The 20,547-nt window shown below is 43.0% G+C and carries 17 protein-coding genes and 1 riboswitch; of the genes, 3 read left to right on the top strand and 14 right to left on the bottom strand.

Features of this window, described 5'->3' with window-relative positions:
* Positions 1-4: 4 nt before the first annotated feature.
* The 9 genes from JMA39_RS05740 to JMA39_RS05700 all read right to left on the bottom strand — a co-directional run bounded on the left by JMA39_RS05740 (position 5) and on the right by JMA39_RS05700 (position 9,389).
* Positions 5-2,047, bottom strand: a complete 2,043-nt coding sequence (locus JMA39_RS05740; RefSeq protein WP_202720884.1) for a dipeptidyl-peptidase 5 — start codon at positions 2,045-2,047, stop codon at positions 5-7.
* Positions 2,048-2,656: 609 nt separating this feature from the next.
* Positions 2,657-3,337 carry a DUF2076 domain-containing protein gene (locus JMA39_RS05735; protein WP_202720883.1) on the bottom strand — a complete coding sequence of 227 codons (681 nt, stop codon included), beginning with the start codon at positions 3,335-3,337 and terminating at the stop codon, positions 2,657-2,659.
* Positions 3,338-3,647: 310 nt separating this feature from the next.
* Positions 3,648-4,895, bottom strand: coding sequence for a NupC/NupG family nucleoside CNT transporter (locus JMA39_RS05730; protein WP_202720882.1), 1,248 nt, complete (start codon positions 4,893-4,895; stop codon positions 3,648-3,650).
* A gap of 53 nt (positions 4,896-4,948) precedes the next feature.
* The gene (locus JMA39_RS05725; RefSeq protein WP_202720881.1) at positions 4,949-5,515 is read right to left on the bottom strand and encodes an NAD(P)H-dependent oxidoreductase; all 567 of its coding nucleotides are present in this window, start codon (positions 5,513-5,515) and stop codon (positions 4,949-4,951) included.
* 346 nt (positions 5,516-5,861) lie between these two features.
* A complete protein-coding gene (locus tag JMA39_RS05720) occupies positions 5,862-6,356 on the bottom strand; it encodes a hypothetical protein (RefSeq protein WP_202720880.1) in 495 nt (164 codons plus the stop codon).
* Positions 6,357-6,604: 248 nt separating this feature from the next.
* A complete protein-coding gene (locus tag JMA39_RS05715) occupies positions 6,605-7,084 on the bottom strand; it encodes an aminoacyl-tRNA deacylase (RefSeq protein WP_202720879.1) in 480 nt (159 codons plus the stop codon).
* 161 nt (positions 7,085-7,245) lie between these two features.
* Positions 7,246-7,971 (bottom strand): amino acid ABC transporter ATP-binding protein, encoded by a 726-nt coding sequence (locus JMA39_RS05710; protein ID WP_202720878.1) that lies wholly within the window; start codon positions 7,969-7,971, stop codon positions 7,246-7,248.
* Complete coding sequence (locus tag JMA39_RS05705; protein WP_202720877.1) at positions 7,964-8,644, bottom strand: amino acid ABC transporter permease; 681 nt, start codon at positions 8,642-8,644, stop codon at positions 7,964-7,966. The genes JMA39_RS05710 and JMA39_RS05705 overlap by 8 nt, the downstream gene beginning before the upstream one ends.
* Before the next feature lie 7 nt (positions 8,645-8,651).
* Positions 8,652-9,389, bottom strand: a complete 738-nt coding sequence (locus JMA39_RS05700; protein WP_202720876.1) for a basic amino acid ABC transporter substrate-binding protein — start codon at positions 9,387-9,389, stop codon at positions 8,652-8,654.
* Between the two features lie 510 nt (positions 9,390-9,899).
* Here JMA39_RS05700 and JMA39_RS05695 point away from each other — a divergent pair.
* Complete coding sequence (locus tag JMA39_RS05695) at positions 9,900-10,364, top strand: hypothetical protein (protein ID WP_202720875.1); 465 nt, start codon at positions 9,900-9,902, stop codon at positions 10,362-10,364.
* Between the two features lie 372 nt (positions 10,365-10,736).
* Here the strand turns inward: JMA39_RS05695 and JMA39_RS05690 are convergent, their stop codons facing one another.
* Complete coding sequence (locus JMA39_RS05690; RefSeq protein WP_202720874.1) at positions 10,737-11,570, bottom strand: leucine-rich repeat domain-containing protein; 834 nt, start codon at positions 11,568-11,570, stop codon at positions 10,737-10,739.
* Between the two features lie 581 nt (positions 11,571-12,151).
* On the opposite strand from JMA39_RS05690, the gene JMA39_RS05685 reads away from it, so the two are divergent.
* A complete protein-coding gene (locus JMA39_RS05685; protein ID WP_202720873.1) occupies positions 12,152-12,826 on the top strand; it encodes an RDD family protein in 675 nt (224 codons plus the stop codon).
* Between the two features lie 57 nt (positions 12,827-12,883).
* Positions 12,884-14,209, top strand: coding sequence for a hypothetical protein (locus JMA39_RS05680; protein WP_202720872.1), 1,326 nt, complete (start codon positions 12,884-12,886; stop codon positions 14,207-14,209).
* An 80-nt stretch (positions 14,210-14,289) separates the two neighbouring features.
* Here JMA39_RS05680 and JMA39_RS05675 read toward each other — a convergent pair whose 3' ends face one another.
* From JMA39_RS05675 to JMA39_RS05660, 4 genes are all read right to left on the bottom strand, one after another.
* Positions 14,290-14,631 carry a TM2 domain-containing protein gene (locus JMA39_RS05675; RefSeq protein WP_202720871.1) on the bottom strand — a complete coding sequence of 114 codons (342 nt, stop codon included), beginning with the start codon at positions 14,629-14,631 and terminating at the stop codon, positions 14,290-14,292.
* A gap of 433 nt (positions 14,632-15,064) precedes the next feature.
* Complete coding sequence (gene add, locus JMA39_RS05670) at positions 15,065-16,060, bottom strand: adenosine deaminase (protein WP_202720870.1); 996 nt, start codon at positions 16,058-16,060, stop codon at positions 15,065-15,067.
* Positions 16,061-16,150: 90 nt separating this feature from the next.
* Positions 16,151-16,250, bottom strand: a riboswitch (purine riboswitch).
* Between the two features lie 164 nt (positions 16,251-16,414).
* The gene (locus JMA39_RS05665) at positions 16,415-16,663 is read right to left on the bottom strand and encodes a YdcH family protein (RefSeq protein ID WP_202720869.1); all 249 of its coding nucleotides are present in this window, start codon (positions 16,661-16,663) and stop codon (positions 16,415-16,417) included.
* A 280-nt stretch (positions 16,664-16,943) separates the two neighbouring features.
* On the bottom strand, positions 16,944-20,225 hold the full coding sequence (locus JMA39_RS05660) for a mechanosensitive ion channel domain-containing protein (RefSeq protein ID WP_202720868.1): 3,282 nt from the start codon (positions 20,223-20,225) through the stop codon (positions 16,944-16,946).
* Positions 20,226-20,547 lie beyond the last annotated feature (322 nt).

Here is a 20,547-nt window from a genome sequence, read left to right as displayed (position 1 = left end):
TCGATTAACGCCCGCCTGGCTCGGCAAAGCGAGTCATCCAATCTTCCACTTGGTTGTACCAATAGATAGAGTTGTTTGGCTTCATGATCCAGTGATTCTCATCTGGGAAGTAGATCATTTTAGACTCAACACCGCGGGTTTGTAGGGTGCGGAATAGCTCAAAACCTTGGCCGACAGGCACGCGGTAATCAAGCTGACCGTGGATCACCAAAGTCGGGGTGTTAAAGTTTTCGGCAAAGTAGTGCGGAGAGATAGCCTTGTAGATCTCTGGCTTTTCCCAGTAGCTACCAAAACGAGTACTGTGGACCGAGAAGTCTGCTGCCATCTGCGAGTACATGTTGTACACCGCTGCGTGGATAAGTAGCGCGTTAAACGGATGCTCTTGCCCCAAAATAATTGAGGTCAGGTAGCCACCGTAACTTGCACCGCCAGCAACCATACGCTCACTGTCGATCCACTCTTTGTTTTCAAACCACTCGGTGGCTTTTAGCACATCTTCTAATGACTTGTTCTTCCAGTCAGGGTTGATGCTGTCGGCAAAGTCTTGGCCGAATCCGCTCGAACCGTGAAAATTTGGCCATGCCGTCACATAACCCCAAGAGGCAAAGGTTTGTGCGTTCCAGCGATAGTGGAAACCATCGGAGATCGCATTGTGTGGGCCACCGTGAATAAGCATCATCAGCGGGTATTTCTTGCTGCGATCAAACCCTGGAGGGTAGTGCACCCACATCTGAATGTCCTGACCGTTATAGCCCTTGTAGGTGACCGACTCGTAGGTACCCATGTCGATGTCAGCAAGAATGTCATCATTAAAGCTATCTAAACGTGTGGTTTTGCCATTACGCGGGTTAATAGTCACGAGACGTGCTGGGTACAAGAAACTGTCGTTGGTTGCAACGATAGTGCCGTCTTTGGCCATTACCGGCTTACCAAAGTTGGTCTCTTTGGTAATGGCTTTTACCTTGCCGTTTTTAGCATTGATATGGTAAATGCGGCTGGTGGCGGCGTCATCTATGGCAGCGTAGAAGCCTTTGCTGTCTTTAGTCCAACCAAAGCGAGAAACAGAGCGATCCCAGTTATCGGTCATGCTGCGCTGTTTGCGATCCTTAAGGTTCATCAGTATTAAGCGCGAAGTGTCGGCATAAAAACCGTGAATACGCTGTTGAGTAAAGGCCAAGGTTTTGCCGTCAGGACTAAACTGTGGATTACTGTTAGGTGCTTCATTGTCAGGGTTTAAGTTCTCAACCTTACCGCTACCAATCTTAGCGAGGAAGATATCAATCTTAGGGTCGACTTCGCGGCTCTTAAGCGAGGCATCCCAGCCGTTAGCGTTAAAGGCGATCCACTTTTCACTTGGGTCAATATCATAGCTAGAGGCGCTTTGTGATGAGCGAGGAAGTTGATGCTTAAGCGGTTGTGTGATGGCTTCGATTTCACCGCCAACGGCAGGAATACGGAAAACATGGGCTTCACGGTCTTCATCAATCCAGTGGTCAAAGCTTGAGTAAGGTAACTCATTCCATTGGTGAGCAGATACCTTGCTGTCTTTATCGGCTTTTAGCTGCTCAGTCATCTCGTCCCAGTTTTTACCTGGGAAGATGCGGCTAATAAAGTAGATGTGCTTACCTACCCACTTCATGCCGTACACGCCACCTGGCACATCAGTTAGCTTTTGTGCTTCACCTGGACCATTCATAGGTAGCAGGTAAACTTGGCCTGCTTCATCTTTATCACGCTTGCTGATAAAGGCGAGTGTGTTGCCATCGGGCGAGAATGTTGGCTCACTGACACGTAGCCCTTTTGCGGTAAGAGCTTGCTGGCTATCGCCGTCTTTGTCGAATAGCCAAAGCTGAGTCGAGCCTTTATCTTCTGGCACATCATATTGAGTAACAGGCGCGATAACACGATCGCCTGATGGTGAAATAATTGGACTGCCTATACGGTTGAGCTGCCACAGCACATCAACCGAAAGCGGTTTGCTTTGCTCTGCAAATGCTGTAGCCATTGGCATTAGCAGACACAGTAACAGAATCCCGGCTTTCTTCACGAGTGGTCTCCTTGAGAACAATTTGTTTGAGTTTTTTATTAGTGTTTTAGCCAGCTTGTTACTGGCGAAGCTAGTATAGCCGCGAATATTACAAAAAGGATATGAATATCAAAAGGCTGTTGCAGATTATACCAATTGCATTGAGAGTCTGTTCATTCAGTGGGAATTCAAAGCGCTGAAGGCAAGCTGGAAACTTGAAGCTAATAGTTATTCTCGGCTCTGGCATCCTGCTTCGCCCTACCTCCTAAATCCTTTTAGTCGTATATCGAGAGTTTCTGGCGCAGCATACAGTGCTTTGAAACCCAGCCAAAGGGAAACGCTCAAGCATTCCACTTCTGCTTTGCATTGACTCACAAGGGAATAACCATTCTGTCGTCCATGCGCCTTGAATTGAAAAGCTTGAGCGCTTCTGAATTGATTAAACTCTTAATGCAATTGGTATTACACATCTGCTTTAAACGGAAATTAATTAAAGAGTTAATTGAGTTTTGAATAGAAGGGAGGCTTGAGAAAGTAAATTAGACTGAAAAAAATGACGGCTGAATCTAGAATTCGGCCGCCATTATCTTTTTCGTTTTTAGCTGTGGTGCTAGCTGCGATTAAGCGAGATTAAAAATCTTCGTCGTCACCGCCGAAGTCGCCAAAGCCGCCATCACCGAAACCTGCGTCATCGAAGCCGCCAAAGCTTTCATCACCGCCAAAACCAGTGTTAGCAAAAGTGTCTTCGCTAGCATACTCAGAAGCGAAATCTGAGTTATCACCTAAGAAGCTTGAACCTGAATCTTCTGGCGCAGCGGTATCGGCTGCAGCAGTTTCTGTTGCACCAGCATCGGTTTCTGGAGCTGTTTCAGGAGCAACTTCTGGCGCTGCTTCTGCAGTTGCAGGCGCTTCGTCGCCAAACAGTGCGTTGCTAATTAGGTTACCAGCAACCATACCAGCAGCTACGCCCGCAGCGGTTTGCATAAAGCTACCAAACGCACTTGGCTGACGTACAGGCTGTGGTTGCACTGGCGCTGGGTTAGCACCGCCCATCATGCGGCTTAGCGCGCCACGCTCAGATTCTTTTCTGAAGTGTTCAACTTGAGTCTGTAAGAAGTCACTCTTTGACTTAAGCTCTTTAAGCGCCATCTCTTGCACAAGTACCGCTTGGGTTAGCTTGTAAACGATATCTTCTTGAGATGCGATCTCTTGGCTGATTAAGCTTTCCGCTTCGGCATCTTTTGGCTTATTAGGGCTCGCTTTTAGTTTATCGGCTACGTTTTGAATCAGTTCTTTTTCTTGTGGAGTCATTTCAAATTCCTAAATGTAAGATACGTCTTTACGTATATGACGTGCATCCTAGCCTAAGGTTCACTGAGTACGTATCACTAATAATTATTTACCTAATCAACAGCTTAAATAACTGCCAGTTAACAACAATTAACAAACAAGCCACTTTAAAAACTTACAAAGATTAAGAGAGTTTTATGTTCAAAAGCGCGGAGAAAACGGGGGGGAGATTGAGTGTGAGGGCTCTGAATCCAACAAACAGGTTTCAGTGAAAGTGAGGCGCATCTGAATGTACGCCTCACCTTAGTATTTAAGCCACTATTAGACAGTATTAGAATGACATAAATAGGCCAACAACGGTGGCCGATAGCAGGTTAGCTAGGGTTGCCGCTAACAGTACTTTCATTCCTACTGAAGCGATATAGCTAGACTTGTTAGGGATCATGGTGCTGATCGCCGCAACCACCATAGACACAGAGCCGATGTTAGCGAAACCACATAGGGCAACGGTAATAACTGCAACAGATTTAGGAGACATCACTTCGCCTGTTGCTGCAACCACTGTCTCACCTGAGATATAAGGAGCGAAGCCTGCGAACGCAACAAACTCGTTCAGTACCAGCTTTTGCGCAATAAAACTTCCCGCAACAATCGCTTCAACCCAAGGAACACCGATTAACCAAGCTATGGGGGCAAATGCATAGCCCATTAATAGCTCTAGAGTCACGTTTTCAAAGCCAAATAAGCCGCCAGCCCAGCCGATCATGCTGTTTAACATCGCGATTAAGCCGATACAGGCGATTAAAAGCGCGCCTACAACAGCCGCGATTTGCATACCAGCAATGGCGCCTTTAGCGATAGCATCGATAAAGTTAGATGGCTTTTCATTATCTGGAAGTTCTGGAGCTTCATTAACCGTTTGCTCTGTTTCTGGGATAATCAATTTGGCAAATAATAAGCCTGCAGGTGCGCTCATAAAGCACGCCATCACAAGATATTTAATTTCAACGCCCATCCCAGCAAGACCTGCTAGAACAGAGCCTGCAATCGATGCCAAACCACCGACCATGATGGCGAAAATCTCTGACTTGGTTAGGTGTGGGTGCCAAGGTTTAACAAATAGTGGTGCCTCGGTTCCGCCACATACGGTGTTGGCGATAGCGTTCATCGATTCAGCTTTAGAAGAACCAATTAGCTTTTGTAGTCCGCCACCTAGTACTTTTACAACCAAGCCCATGATGCCCATATAGTGCAGCAAGCTGACTAATGATGCGGTGAAGATGATGGCTGGAAGAACTTGGAACGCGAAGATAAAGCCTAGGTTCTCCACTTGGAAGGTCACTAGGTTACCGAACACAAAGCTAATGCCTTTGGCGGCAAAGCCGAGCACATTGGCAACTCCGTTGGAGACCGCAAGTAATGCGATGGAACCAAAGCTGGTGGCTAGTACAAAGCCTGCGATCACGAGTTGAATAATCAGCGCGCCACCCACAGTGCGCCAGTTAACTTGGTTTTTAGCATTACAGAAAAGGTAGCCTACGATAAGTAGGGCTGCGATACCTAATATGGATTGAAACATGATGGAAAGACCTATTATGAAATTGATTAATTAAGCTGATGACAATCGGATAATTAAGTAAGTTGATTGAATAAGTTGGTTAAGCGATCAACATGCTGTTGAGCTAACTGCATGACGGTGTTTTGATCGCCCCCTTCATCTGGAGTTGAGTTCATTTCGAAGGTGATTACCGTATCGATAATTTCCATCTGTGCAGCCTTGATAGGGTGCACTGCGGCTTGCAGATACTGATCTAACGGTAAGAAATTAAACTCGCCTGGCTGATAAGAGCTTTCAGTCGCCCCACAGGTGATAGAGAGAATAACCTTCTTGCTTTTGAGCTTGTCGCCTTCGGGACCAAAGGCAAAGTTGTAGGTAAAGACTTCGTCGAACCACAGCTTCATTAAAGCGGGATAGGTGGACCAGTAAAGTGGAAACTGCAGCACGATAATATCGGCTTGAGTCAGTAACTCCTGTTCCTTTAGAACATCAATTCGATAGCTTGGGTATACCTCATCGAGTTTATGGATCTTAATCTGACTACAGTCTTGTAGTCGCTCAAGGATTTGCTGGTTAGCAACGGAACGGCTGAGATCCGGGTGACCGGAGATCAGTAGCAGGTTACTTATTTTGTCTTTCATTGATATATACACTTGAAGTAATAGTAATAACTAGATGTCTTAAAGTGCTCACAGTATCGCCCTCACAATCTATTGAAAATGAGGATCCCAATCGGTTTATGTAATTTGTTTTTGGGGACGATCGCAGCGGCGCGCTAATATTGCATAGCGGCTTATTAAAGTAGATTGGCTTGATGAGATATTGGTAACAGAGTCACATTTAAGGGGCATTTTGCGGCTGATTTTTGTCACGATGCACAAAATTAAATAGCTTTGGCTAATGGGTGGCTTTACTTGTTAATTCTAAGCTTATCAACTATGTGCTTATTAATTATGGGCTTATTAATCTTATGCTGATTTAGTTTTGTTAATTGTTTCTAGCCTGCCTTCTGAGGGAGATATCGCCGCTAATGATATTTGCCTGCTCTCCAGTTAGGCTGACCAGCTTAGCTTCTATGTGCATCGACATCGGAAATTGGCTATCGGGCTGTTTGATTATCACCTCTGCATAAGTCCTAACGCGATTAGACAAAAAATAGTAAGTGCCATCCCACATACAATCGAAGTAAAAGTTTGACTCACTGAGGTTGATATTTTCTAAGCGATTTTTAGAGTGTCTAAGGTAGTTATCAGTGGTGATAATGCTGCAATTATTGTTGGCACTGCCATTACCGAATCTGAAGATCAATGCAGACTTGTCTTTCAACTTGCCCTGGGTCCCACCTAAGTATTTATTGAGCTCAATGGTCACAGCAATAGCTGGAGACTTGTCAGTTGATTTAGGTGTCGCTTGCGAGTTTATCGATAAAAACAACAAGCCTGCGGCAAGCAATATAGAGCTAACCCAGAGAAAAATATGCATAGTGCTTTCCTTGCCCAATTATCTGCGTGTTTTTTCTTCGCTAGTATAAATCATGCACTCGAATGGCTAATTCAACAAGTCCAAGCTTTTAATTAAGGTATTGAAAATAAAGGGAACTGTTAATTAAGCTTTCTGTTGACTATGTTTTTCATCAATTTTTAAGAGGGGAGCTATGTCAAAATATAGCAATGTTGGACAGCGGGAGTCTGCCCAACTTAACTCTTTATCTTACTGAGTCGCAGTGCATACTAATGAATACTCTCGTGACTAAACCTTAGATGCTTGGCGTCTTTAATCAGCCTGACAAAGTCTTCTCTAGCCAAGTGAACAAGCGTGTTGTGGTCGCCCGCCTCAAAGTAGATCTCTTTGGCTTCGACTAACAGATCGTCGTAAACCGCTTCTAGATTATAGACCTCTCCTAATGAGGGAATTGCGCCCTTTTGGCAGTCACCAAACATCTCATAGACCTCTTTCTCCTCAATTAAGCGCAGATCTCGGTTGAGCTTGTCTCCTAGCGTTCGTAGGCTAACTTTATGATTTGCTGGTAATACTGCCATGACTCTGCGTCCTTCGTGATCCTCTAAGATCACCGCTTTGGCAAGCTTCGATGGTGGAATGTTGGCGGCGATAGCCGAGCTTAATGAGCTAAAGCTGTGGGGATGGGGAACCAGTTCATAGTCGACCTTGTTAACATTTAGGTATTGATTCAATCGTTCTGATATAGACATAGTGTTACCCCTTAAAAAACGAAACAACCTTAGCTGTAATTATAGTATAGAGCTGCTGCTCACGAGGGGGATTGTAGCTATTGAAGGGCTAATGCTGGTGAGGATAAAAGGGACCGCTTGTGATTTACTGCGAGCCCCTGGAGATCTGTTACCAATAGGAGTTACCTAAGAACCTTGCTTAAAAACGCCTGTGTTCTGGCCTCTTGTGGGTTGCTAAATAGCGCTTCGGGTTCATTCTGCTCGACGATAACGCCACCGTCCATAAAGATGACCCTGTCTGATACATCCCGTGCAAAGCCCATTTCGTGAGTGACGATCACCATGGTCATGCCTTTTTGGGCTAGCGACTTCATCACATCGAGTACATCGCCGACCATCTCAGGATCCAGCGCCGAGGTTGGCTCATCGAACAACATTAGCTCGGGTTTCATTGCCAGTGCTCTAGCAATGGCGACCCGCTGCTTCTGGCCACCCGATAGACTCGATGGATAGGCATCGGCTTTCTCTTTTAGGCCGACCTGCTCAAGCAGAGCCATGGCTTCGATATCCGCTTGTGCCTGTGTCATTAGCTTTAGTTTTACAGGCGCGAGGGTGATATTCTGTTTCACCGTCTTATGGGGAAACAGGTTAAAGTTTTGGAACACCATGCCGACTTTTTGTCTTAGATTGTCGACACAAGCCCCTGCAGCGGTAATCGATTGACCATCGATGATGATTTCACCCTGTGTAGGCTGCTCAAGCAAGTTGATACAACGCAGGAATGTACTCTTACCGCTACCGGAGGGGCCAATAACGCTGACGACTTCGCCGTGATTAATCTGTTCGCTTATGCCCTTTAGCACTTGGTTATCGCCAAAGCTCTTATGTAAATCATTAATCTTAATCACTTTGTTTTAACCTCGTTTCGAATTTCGACAGCATAAAGGTGAAGATATAGGTCAGTAGCAGATAGATCAGTGCGCAGGTAAATAGCGGTACACTGTCTTCAAAGGTACGGCTACGGATGATCTCTCCTGCACGCATTAGATCCACGCCGCCAATAAAGCCAATCACCGCGGTTTCTTTGAGTAGCACGATAAACTCGTTACCTAGCGACGGTAGAATATTCTTAATCGCCTGAGGCAAAATCACCTCTTTCATGGTCGCTGCTTGTGATAACCCTAGCGAACGTGCCGCTTCCATTTGGCCTTTATCGACGGCTTGAATGCCGGCTCTAATAATCTCTGAGATATAGGCGCCACTATTAAGACCGAAGGCGATAACGGCTGCGGTGATCTTATCCACATCCAGTGCAGCTAGCACAATAAAGTAAAGGATCACTAACTGCACAACCACTGGTGTTCCGCGGATCACGCTGACATAGAAATTAGCGGGCCAGCGTAGGTACCACTTTGATGACATTTTCATCAAGGTGGTTGCCACACCGAGAATTGAACCGATTATCATGGCAAAGAAGGTCACAATCAAAGTGACTTTAAGGCCATTCAGAATAAGATAAATTCCGATTAAGCCATCTTCGCCTATGGGGGTAAAAAGTGAGGTGTTAATTGCATCTATCATTACCGGCTCACTTCATATGCTTGCTAACGAGGGCGTCATAGCCACCGTTTTGCTTCATGGTGCTTAAGCTGGTGTTGATGCTGTTTAGTAGCTCAACTTTATCTTTAGCCACGGCAAAGCCGTAAAACTCTGGTGAAAAATCCAGCTCAACCATTTTTAGCTGTGGATTCTTCTCCAAAAAGCTGATGGCAGGTTCGCTGTCAAACAACACTAGGTCGACCTTGGCATTTTTTAGCTCCATCACGGCTTCGAAGCCTGAGTTGAACGCGGTCACCTGTTGGCTGTAGCTCTTAGCCATGATGTCGCCTGTCGAGCCAAGTTGTACCGCAATATGCTTATCTTTAAGATCATCTAGGCTATTGATACTGTTGTTATCTTTATTGACGAGCACCATCTGGGTGGCTTCATAGTAAGGCTCAGAAAAGTTAACACTAGCCTGACGCTCTGGAGTGATGGTCATGCCAGAGGCGATAAAGTCGACCTTGCCAGCATTGAGCGCTACGATTAGCGAGTCAAAATTCATATTCTCAATTTTGAGTGTTTTACCTGCATCTTTAGCTATCTGCTGAGCTAAATCGATATCGAAGCCCATAATCTCATCTCCACTAGCGCCACCTACATATTCAAAAGGCGGGAATGAAGCATTAGTGCCAACAACAAGTACATCATCACTCTTACCGCAGCCTGTTAACATTAATGCGCCTGTTAAACCTAAGCTTGCTACAACCAATACTGACTTCTTCATCTTCAACTCTCTTAATCAAAATACTCAACTGGCATCGACTATAAACTGATAAAAGTTAAAATCAATAATTATTCATTCAAAATGATTAAAAATTCAGTGCGTAGATGTTCAGATGATTAACTATTAATCGTATTTTTCATTTTTTAACACGGTATTAACGCTTTTTAGCTTGTCTGGTAAAGTTTGGTGTTTTATGTCTTGTGAATAGTTATTGTTTTTTACAGGCAGGAAAAGGCTATGGTTATCTGGTTTTTACAGTAATTAATTCAGGTAAGTTATGTTTCTAATAACGGGTCAATTACTCATATTGGCTTCTAAAGTTGAGTTGGTTTATTGCAACTCTTTTTTGCCTTAGGTCACAATTCTGAACAGTTCATTTAAGGTAGTTTGCTAACTTGTCGATAGTTGTTGATACAAGTGCTTACCTTTGTTTGTGTAATGTTGCTCGCTATTTTAGCGGTGAGTGCTAACTAGGTAGGCGGGAAAACTATAATAAGAGAAGGAACTTTGATGAATATCCCAATAATGAACGCAAGTGACTTACCTGCGACAGGTGATTACAGTCAAATGCGAGTTAAAGTGGCGAACCGTTCAGCTGTTGACAGCCATTCTAAGCAGGAGGTAAGCCAGACAAATGATACCGTATCTATTTCGGCTGCGGGTCACGAAGCGTTAGCGTCTGACTTAGGTAAAGTACTCCATGGAGGAGGGGGCTTGAAAGAGGTGAGTAGTGAACCACCGGAAGCCAGTCAGGAGCCAAAGAAAAAAATTGATGAAGTTATTGAGATGCTAAAAAAGCAGCTTGATGAACTTCGACAAGCTTTACAGTGTTTAGAGGGCGATAACACTGAAGCAGGTGCTGAAAAGCGAAAGGCGCTAGAGTTACAAATTGGCGCCCTATCTGCTCAGCTTACAGAGTTGATTAATCAAAAACTAGAACACGAGAAGAAAGAGCAAGCTGAAAATGCTAGGTAGGGGTTTCGCTTTAAGTCTTACATTCAAAAGGCAATAAACCAGGCTAGAATGGTTTTTAATAGCTTACATACTTTATTTTAAAGAAAAATGGATACCTGTGAGCAACTCATGTTCGGCATCTTCAGGGAAAAGTTGTGATGGCGAAATACAGTGGGAAAATCTCTTAGCCCTTCATTGATGTTTGCTAGCCAGCAATGTGGAGGCTGTCTTCTAAACAGTTGTCATTTAAATGATAGTCATTTAAGCGATAGGCTTCAGTATCCGTTGCTTATCCGGTTGTAAAAAAGCCCGACACTTTGTGCAAGTGCCGAACTTTTTATATATGTATTTTCTAGTCTAAAAATTCATATAAATAATTCGAGAGTGGTTAAATTACTCGCTGACTTTAACGCCTTCATCGACTTCATAATCATTGAGCGAAGGGTTATTGCTGATATTAAGCTCTGTCAGTGGATTGCCGGTTGCCCAAAGAGCTCTTAGTTTTGGATTGTGGCTAACATCGATAGTAGTGAGTTTATTGTCAGTCAGGTGTAGCTTAGTCAGTTTTGGATTATGGCTTACATCCACAGCTGTTAGCGGGTTATACATTAACGCTAAACTATTTAACTCACTATTCTGACTGACATCAATATCGGTTAGTTGATTGTCAGTTAAACCTACTTGGACTAACGCTGGGTTGTGGCTAAAGTCCATAGCGGTGAGTTGGTTCTCTTTTGCCCAAAGGTATTTAAGCTCAGGATTTTGGCTAAGATCTAACTGAGTCAGTTGATTGCCAACCACGCTGATATCGGTCAACTTTGGGTTATGGCTAAGATCGATATCCATGACTTGGTTGAAGCTAATATTGAGTTCTTTTAGTTGAGTATTTTTACTTACGTCCAGATGGGATAGTTTGGATTTGGTGATTGAAAGTTCACTAAGCTTTGGGTTGTTGCTCAAGTCGACCTGAGTCAATTGTGGGCCAGAAATCCACAATACTTCAAGTGCCGGAAAGTAGTTTAGTTCATCAACATTATTCACCTTAGCTTGACGGCAAACTAGCTTAGTGATTGCAGCAGGATCCTGCAGCTTTTGTGCTAATACGCAGCTTTTAAAGTTACTATCTTGGAACGGAATATCATTAACATTTTGATAGTCTGCAGCGAAGCTACTGCTACTTACAGCCAGAGTGATAAGGGTCATGGCTAGTGGTTGTTTGTAATTCATTTTTAAGTCTAATCCTTTGTTGAAAACTTTGTCGGAAACTGGGAAAGCGTAATAAAAAAACGTAACGCGAGTTTTAAATATTACCTTTATGAACAATAGGATACAGCGACAACAGTCAACAATTACTAAAATGGATAATTGCCTGTAGAGGTTTTTCTGCAAACAACAATTCTCATTATAGTGTGGCTCTACACAATTTTGCGACTTAAATTAGGTGATACTTAAGCTTATGTCTTTATTGATAAATATTCATTAATTTTGGTCTTAGGTAGACAGTATATGGATAAAAAAGCTATTCTCGTTGACTAAATAAAAAGCAAACAGCTAATAAATGACGGCGCTGCCTAGGTTTTAAGGTAGTCAAAACTTGCATCAGGAAGATGAACTAAGTCTAAACCGCAATAATGGATAAGCGGTCTGCTTGTATTGAATCCCCTTTCTTATCGCAATGCCGAAAAAAGCCTTTAAAAAACTGGCAGTTAATGATTTTTTAAAAGGCGGCTTTAAGCCTAGCCATCACCATTCAAATTCTGTGTTTTTATAAAAACAGATGCAATGTTTCAAAGGAAGAGCGCGATTTTATGGATAAAATCCCCGACTATGCTTCGTATAGTTATGATGAGCTACTTGATGTAGAGCAGCATATAAATAAAGAGCAGTACCCTGAACGTTATGCTGAGATTATTAGGCTCATCAAGGATCCTCGTTGTCTAAAAGAGGATAAACAGGAATGTGAGCGTCGTGAGCAAGTTAGTAAATATTCGACTTTTTGGCCGCGTTTCTGGGCGGCTATGCTCGATGGGATCTTGTTCAGTGCGTTACTTATCGGCCAATGCTACTTATTTGGTGTTGAGTACGATCAGCAGAACCATTTTCAACAAGCCATTCATGGGATGCAGCTTTGTTTCTACATTATCCTAATGCATGGTTTCTTCGGTCAGACTCTTGGGAAAATGTGCTTAAAAGTTAAGGTCTTGAATCATGATGACGAGACGATAATTGGGCTTAAACAAGCGCTCCGCAGAGAGTCGGTTAACTTCGCCATTAATGCATTCTGGTTAGGCTTACTGTTATATGTCGGAGTGACCGTAGGGCTAAATGGTAATATTTCAGACTCACTCATTAATATCATGGTTGTATTTGGCGTATTGGCATTCATCTGGGCTATTTCAGAGTTTATTACCATGTTATCTAACGAAAAACGCCGTGCACTCCACGACTATATAGGGAGAACCGTTGTAGTCAGAATTCAGTGATAAAGAACAGGCTCAAAATTTAACTTCTACAAACCCAAACATATTCAGGAAGAAGATATGACAGTAAAAAAATGGACGCTAACAGCAATCTCAACCTTGGTTTTAACGGCTTGTGGAGGCGGCGGTGATGACTCATCAGCTTCTACTGATAATGGAGGTTCGTCTGGTGGGAATTTACCGCAAATTACCCTAAATACAGTTGTGAGTAATAAATGTGGAATTGAAAAGCCTAAGTCTGGTGTAAACGTATTTGTTCACAACAATGCGGGTGACATAATTTCTGAGTACGTTACCGATAGCGGCGGCGGGCTCACAGCAAACTGGCCGAGTAACGCTAAACACCTCACGTTAACTGCAGAGAGTCACTACTATTATAAAGAACAGCCAACACTTATCGTTATTTCTAATGTTGACGTTGAAGCGGGCGATCAAGGTATTACCTATTTTTCTGATGACAAGGATGAAGTCGGTTGTAACTGTAAACAGGTCGAGTTTCCTGTGCAGTCGCTTATCGCAGATGCGCCAGACAGTATGCTGTATCTGGGGGGGCGAAGCTACGAGTTAACGCCATTGACTAGTTCGCCCTCAATTGAGTGGTGTGATGGAACAGGCCCAATAGATGTACAATTGATTGCCGCAGATGGGCAGAGCAGTCTAGCTGGCAGCATCGATTTAGCCGATAAAACTCAATATACACTGGGCTTGAGCGACTTTACTCATCAGGGCGTAGCGGTCGATTATGTCAATCCTTATGATGCACGGATCTTATATGCCGGCTCATTTGAAGGTTGGACCAATTATAGTCAAAACGATCTCGTATTTGTTTACCCAACATTAACTAATAGTAGCTATGTTTGGCCTGCAAGAATGGGGCAAGAAAACATTGGCAATGCTAGAGCTGATAATTATAGCTCTGCACGACATCGAGTTACATCTGAGGGCAAGACTTCTCCGATAATGCTTTGGGATACTGCTAACGGTTTCTCTGATGCGGTTTACCTATTATTTAATGAAATTGCTACAGGTCAAGCACCGTACCAGTATGACTTTAGCGGTGTTGGTAATGTTGCATTAACCCATATGAGCTTATCGGGTGATATCGATAATGGGGATGCAGACTGGACGATTTGGGGCGGGGCATCAGGCAGCATGCCGGATCTCAAATTGCCTGCAAATTTAGATGCTAAATTTGACTCACTTTACTCACCTAGATTACAGATTGGTATTAGAGGCTATGGCTCAGAAAAGCCCCTAAGCACCTGGCGTATGCTATTAGCGGAAAGAAGTCGTATGGATGAAAGAGGCACAAGTTCTCTTGATTATGAAACTAATTACATGCGATTGAGTTTCGACCTTGATCAGCAGTCTTATATAAGACCTTAATCATGGGTGATAAAACAAAAAGACAGCATATGCTGTCTTTTTTATATTCAGTTGTTTAAGCGCTCAATAAAAATAGCGGCTTAAAATCCTTGTGACACTCTTTTGCAGTAGCGCTGCTCAAAGTTAAATGGTGTCATCTTTAAGGTGCGAACCGCATCGACCCAGCCAACGACCATAGGTACCAGCGTCCAGCTAAATGCTAAATATAAGCTGCCCTTTAGGTGCTGACCTAAATAGAACTTATGTAGCCCCAATCCACCAAGCAGGAAGCTAAACCAGATGGCGAGCTTCTGGTTTTTGATACGCATATCAGGATCGACTCCAGCCAAGGATTCTAACCCTTGTGCGGCATGACATTGGGGGCAAGAGATTGAATTAAGGTCGATTTTATGGTTGCACTGTGGGCAATCTATGTTCTGCATTGCAAACTCCAATAGTCAATACTGCTGATATCTGGCTAATACTCCATTATGTGTACAAGTGTGCGCCGAAACATAGGTGCCTAGTTCACAAAATTAAAATAAAAGCGCTAATTTTGGTCTTGTTATGCTTAGTGAAGGGAGAGCTTAAAAGTTATGCGAGCATCTTAAGGTTCGATTCAGTTCAAATTAGCCTGAGTTCAATCAATGTAGATTTTATCTATATGGAGATGACGGTATGGCTAGCCGTAGCCCTTGGTATTCGAATTAGACTGTTAAGATAATAAAGATGTTGCTAGTGTAGTTGATGTAATTAAAAACTATACACATGCCAGAGTAAGGCAGTTCATAATAAAAAGGCTATTAACTGAGGTTAATAGCCTTTTTTGTGATTAGGTTTTGCTCGTAATTTTAGCTAAAGCGCTAGCCTTAAACTCTAGCCAATATACTTCAATAGCGACTGCTTTACTTCGTTAGACGCAAACGAGTTCTCAGCGCTAATTTTGTAGATCTTAAAGTAGTCTTGTTCGCTTAAGTTAAACTTCTCTACCGCCAGCTGTAGCTCTTTAGTCATGGTGGTGTCTGACACGGTGCGGTTATCTGTGTTAATGGTGACCAGTAGACCATCGCGATAGAACTCACCTAATGGATGACTTTCTATGCTCTCAACCGCTTTGGTTTGCACATTACTGCTAGGGCAGGCCTCGAGTGCTACCGCCTCAGCTCGTACTAACTCATAAGCATCTTTATGGTTATTGATATGAATGCCGTGGCCGATCCGCTCGGCGCCTAGAAGTGAGATTGCATCATAGACGTTCTGTCCAACACCTTGCTCACCCGCATGGATCGTAATGCGGTAGCCTTTATCGAGGGCATATTTGGCGTAAGGAATATACTCATGGCAGAAACCAGGCTCTTCACTTGCCGCTAAATCAAACGCCACTACTCCTTTATCAAGGAACTTAGCGCCAGCATCAATCACCTCATTAATATCATCTTTTGGTAGCACCTTAATGATAGATAGGATGTAGTTACCTTTAATGTCATAAAGGGCTTCAGCCCTGCGCATACCTTTAACGACACTAGCAATAATTTGCTCGAAGTTTAGTCCTTGCTTACGGTGAAGCTGAGGGCCAAAACGCACCTCTAAGTACTTCACGTTTTCTAAAGCTGCATCTTCAAATAGCTCAAAGGATATACGCTCAAGCGCTGATTCTGTTTGCATAACCGATACCGGCAGTGCAAAGCGAGTTAGGTATTCATCAAGGTTAGGGCAAGATTCTGGTGCCACCATTAAGGCTTTGATGTCGTCGACGTTATGACTTGGAATGGATACGCCTTGAATTTTGGCAAGGTCGATAACAGTTTGCGGGCGAACGCTACCGTCTAGGTGGCAGTGAAGATCGATTTTGGGTAGCTGTAGATAATTCATGAAGCTCTCCTTTATTGAGTGGTTAAGCCAAGCTAGTAAGTCAATGCTCAAACTGTCGCACAGCAACAGTGAACCAATACCAGATCAGCATTCATAAAGTAAAGTCTTCATAATCAAGAGTTTAGGGCTCTTGGTAGAAACTCTCAAACCATATCATTGAGATTATACGAAGCGTTAACCCCCAATTTTAGCACTCATTTAGTCATTTACGGAAGAGATCCGTTACAAATAAGAAAGAGTATACTTCCATCAAAATAGCGCCATCGAGTGGGCTAGGGGATTGATATGATGGAGCTGTAAGCCAAAAGGGAGTTTGAACTCATCCTTTTGGCTCGTAGTTAATCGACCAAAAGTTTATTCATCGTGGTGCGCTTTGAGCTTTTTGAATAGGGTGTCTTTTAAGTTAGCGCGGGTCAATTTTAGTTGATGCATATGTTCGTCATCGGTAGGACTACCAGCAATTTCTAGCTGGCGAATATCATAATCAAGCAGATGGTACTGCTTGGATAACTTGTCGAACTCTTTGTCGGTATAGTTCAAGTAAACAATATCTTGTTTAAACTCAGGGAAGTCAAAAATAAGTGCGTGATTCTCATTTAACATAGATGCTCCTTGAAGCACTGAACTGGTGAACGGAAACAATTTATTTTGGAACAGACCTCACTATAACAGCGGTATTTATATCAAAGTGAGAGCTCTGCAGGTTTTAGCGATAGTCGATGCTAAATAACCAGTGAATATCCCCTTACTCTTTGATGGAAAAGAAGTTTATCCTACAGTTAAAATAGCAATAGTAGAGAGATAAGCATTAATTAAAAAGGCGCATTAAATAGAGTTGCTCATCTGTTTTTTAATACACAAAAACTCGGCTCAAAATAGAAACTTATACGTCATTAGGTTTAGGCGGCCAGTCGCGAACATGCACATCCATTTGCGGGAATGCAATTTCAATGTTGTGCTCTCGGAACAAGCGATCAATATTTTTGTTGATGATATGAACCGTTGATAGGCGCAGTTCAATCGCGGTGATATGCACTCTCAATTCAAAATCCAGACTGCTTGCACCGAACGATAGGAACACTACAGAAGGTTGGGGATCGGGTAATACCAATGGATGCTCATCTGCAATTTGATACAGCAAGGTCTCGACCTGATCGATATCAGAGCCGTAGGCCACTCCAATCGGTATTACTATTCTGGTCATGGGACTCGTCAATGACCAGTTAATCAATTTCTCTGTAATAAAGGTTTTATTCGGCACCACTATTTCTTTGTTATCCCAATCAATAATGGTGGTTGCACGGGTTTGAATTTTACTGACCGTTCCCGATAAATCATTAATCGTGACAATATCGCCAATTCGTATAGGCCGTTCAAATAGGAGGATTAAACCAGAAATAAAGTTGGCGAAAATTTCTTGTAATCCAAACCCCAAGCCTACACCAAACGCAGCAACTAACCATTGCAACTTAGACCACTGAAAGCCCAGTATCGAAAATACCCCCATCAAGCCAGCCATCAAGATCATATAGCGTAGCAGGGTCGTTACCGCATACCCCGCGCCAGGAGCCAAATCAAGACGACGCAAGATCAACAGTTCCAAAATTCCCGGTAAGTTTCGTACTCCGACAAGGGTCACGATTAACGTGACGATAGCATAAAGCAATGATTGTAGAGTCACATCCATAAGGCTCACGCCGGTTTCTGTCACTTCATTAACCTGCCATACAACAATATTGTTTAACCAGCTGGTCATCTCTAATGCGCTTGACCATAGAGTTAACACCGCAACAACTAAGCCAATCAATGAAAGGCCGCGTAACAGAGTCAACGATTGTTCACTTATCTGCTCGCTCGCTAAACTGCGCTCTTCCACATCAGGAATGGTTTCTCTGAGTTCGGTAATTTCGGGTAATTCATCCGCTTGTTCCTGCTGCTGAGCGATCAACTCTTCGCGATGTGCTAACAGGCGTTGATAGCTGAGTTGCCTATGCTCTAGTTTTAACCATCGCTCACCCATTTGGTAGGTAAGCAAAACGGCTAACACTAGATAAAGTGTTAGCTGTTGGTAGATAAGTAAAACCCATGACGCGATATAGAGTCCCATCACAGCCATGATAACGATGACGATAAAGGAACCGATAATGACCAAGCGAAGCAGATATAAAGATACACCTTGATTGAGAGGCGAAGGTAACGTGGAAGGCAGATTATTTTTCTTTAACAGCGAAATAAACACCGTCATCATCGCCGCCATCAGTAATAGGAATAATACCCGCGAAATTTCTGCTTCATTGGTGCCTGAAATCAGTTCTGCCATAAAAATAGACAGTAGCAAAATGACAAACGGCCAGCGAACTTGATGACTTCCTTTATGTAGGTAACTACAAATATGATCTGGCCAGTTTAGGTGTAAAAGTAGTACGCCTTGCTTATAGCTCAGGGCATGGATTAACTCGACGACAAATAAAGCGGATGCACTGGCAAAAATGAGTGTCGTGATCTCGTTTGAGGTAGGGACAGGCCAAAACCAATATATTCCCCATGTCGTTATTGCATACCAAATAGGTAAAATAAGCGCACATAGAATGGCTAATGAGAATAACGAAACGGTAAAGTGAAAACGGTCTTTAAGTGGGTGGCCAAACACCTTTTGAAGCTCATCTTTACGCCGTGCAGCATATCGATTTAGCCGAATCATTATATAAACAAGCAGACTGGTATAAAGGGCGAATAGCATTAAAAATGATACAGACTGGCCCGGTGTGCTCTTATCGAGTATCTCTTTAAATGGTGTTTTCGACCCAAACCAGACCTCTGCGTTAAAATCCGTTAGATGCTGCCAAAGTGGTACATTACTGCGTGTCCATAATTGTTGCTGTTTTAAGAAAGTGCGTGCCTTATCAACTGCTTGAGCGTATTGGTCTTTAGCTAACTTTAACTGACTCAATGCCGAAATGAGTTTTTCATAATCTTTTGCCAATTGAACTAATAACTCACTCAATAATCTGGTGACCTTGTCTGGCGCTTTTTTCTTTGCAGTATCTCCCGCTGCCGTGGCTTGAAGTGCAAATTTATTTGTTTCTTGCCCTATCTCATATTTTCGAATGTGGGCTTTGGCAATGATATCTGGGATATATTGAGTATTCACTTTAGCTGGTAAACGTTGTAGTTGTGCCCGAATTGAAGCGCCAAAAGCGGTACTATTACGTAACCAGGTTAAGTTGTTTTTTATTAAGCGCTGTTCATCCATCAAACTTCGCTGTTCGGCTTCAACTTTTTGATAGGAGATCCGAGCTTGATCTATCTCTGCCAGTACTTGTTCTAACTCAACGGTATAAGCTTTGAGTTGTTCTATCAGCTGTTGATTTTCAGCTCCCTCTTGCACTGAATCCTCACTAACCTTCCTTGCTTGTTCGATCAGAGTTTTCACTGAGGCTTGCTCAACTCGTGTCAATTTATCTTGTAACTCAATCAGGATTGGTGAGGCAGTTTGAATTTTTTTATTCAACAATTGCTGCTCTAAACCTAGTAATTCAGTGCGCTCGTCTAAACTTTGTAATTGAGCGGAGGTCACTTGTCGTTGAAGCTTGAGCATGGTCAAGTTGGTTGATTCGAGCCACTGTTCTAGCTGAGCATCGGTATCACTTTTAACGATTGAGGCTTTCTCTATTTCTCGATCGATTTGCGCCAGAGACTGCGGTAATGCCGTTCTTGCATTAATTAGTTGCTTGTTTTTATCACTATTGGATTGATAGGTTGAGCGCCATTCTGTAACCGCCGCCTGTAGTGTCGCGATAGATTGTGAAAGGTCGTTGTACTTAGTCTTATGGAGAACATTAAAGATATCCAGCTGCTCCACGTCATTTATTTTTTTTAATAAACGCTCTCGCTGCATAGGGAACTGGCTGATGATATTTCGATATTCATCTCGGCTGGTTTTCTGCTTTTTGTAGCCATTAACCCGAGAAAGTAGGGTCTCATATTGACTAATTAAGGCTTCATTTTTTGGGGATTCACTATTAAGGCGAGTTATTTCACTTTTAAAGAAAGCGGCGTCAGGTAGGGTTTGTGCGCTTGAAGATAAGGAAAAAAGCATCACCCCAAAAAACAGGCAAAGCCACCATAGACGACCTTTGTTGTTTAATTCGGTTTTTCGACTCACTTCCCTGCCACCTTTATAGGAGTTCCATAGCTATAAGTGTATACGCCTCGTCAAAACATGCTGGTTTCATTGTAAGCTTTAAGTCGAATGGTTTGAGCTATTTAGCTTTACAGGTAACCTTTACTCTCGATTCAACGGCTTTTATTCACGCCAAGGATAAACAGAAAGTTTGAGAAGACTTTTCAGTGGTTTCGAAATGCTTTGATGAGTTGGAGATTGTTATACAGGATTTAAGTGGTTACATCATCGGCACTTAACCCTATCATTTTTATGTATAGTCTCTGTGAAGACAAAAACTGTTAACCACTTTGAATATAGTGAT

The sequence above is a fragment of the Shewanella schlegeliana genome, assembly GCF_016765635.1.
Lineage (GTDB): Bacteria > Pseudomonadota > Gammaproteobacteria > Enterobacterales > Shewanellaceae > Shewanella > Shewanella schlegeliana.
Note: the sequence above shows the minus strand (reverse complement) of the source record. Positions and strands in the feature narration are given on the sequence as shown.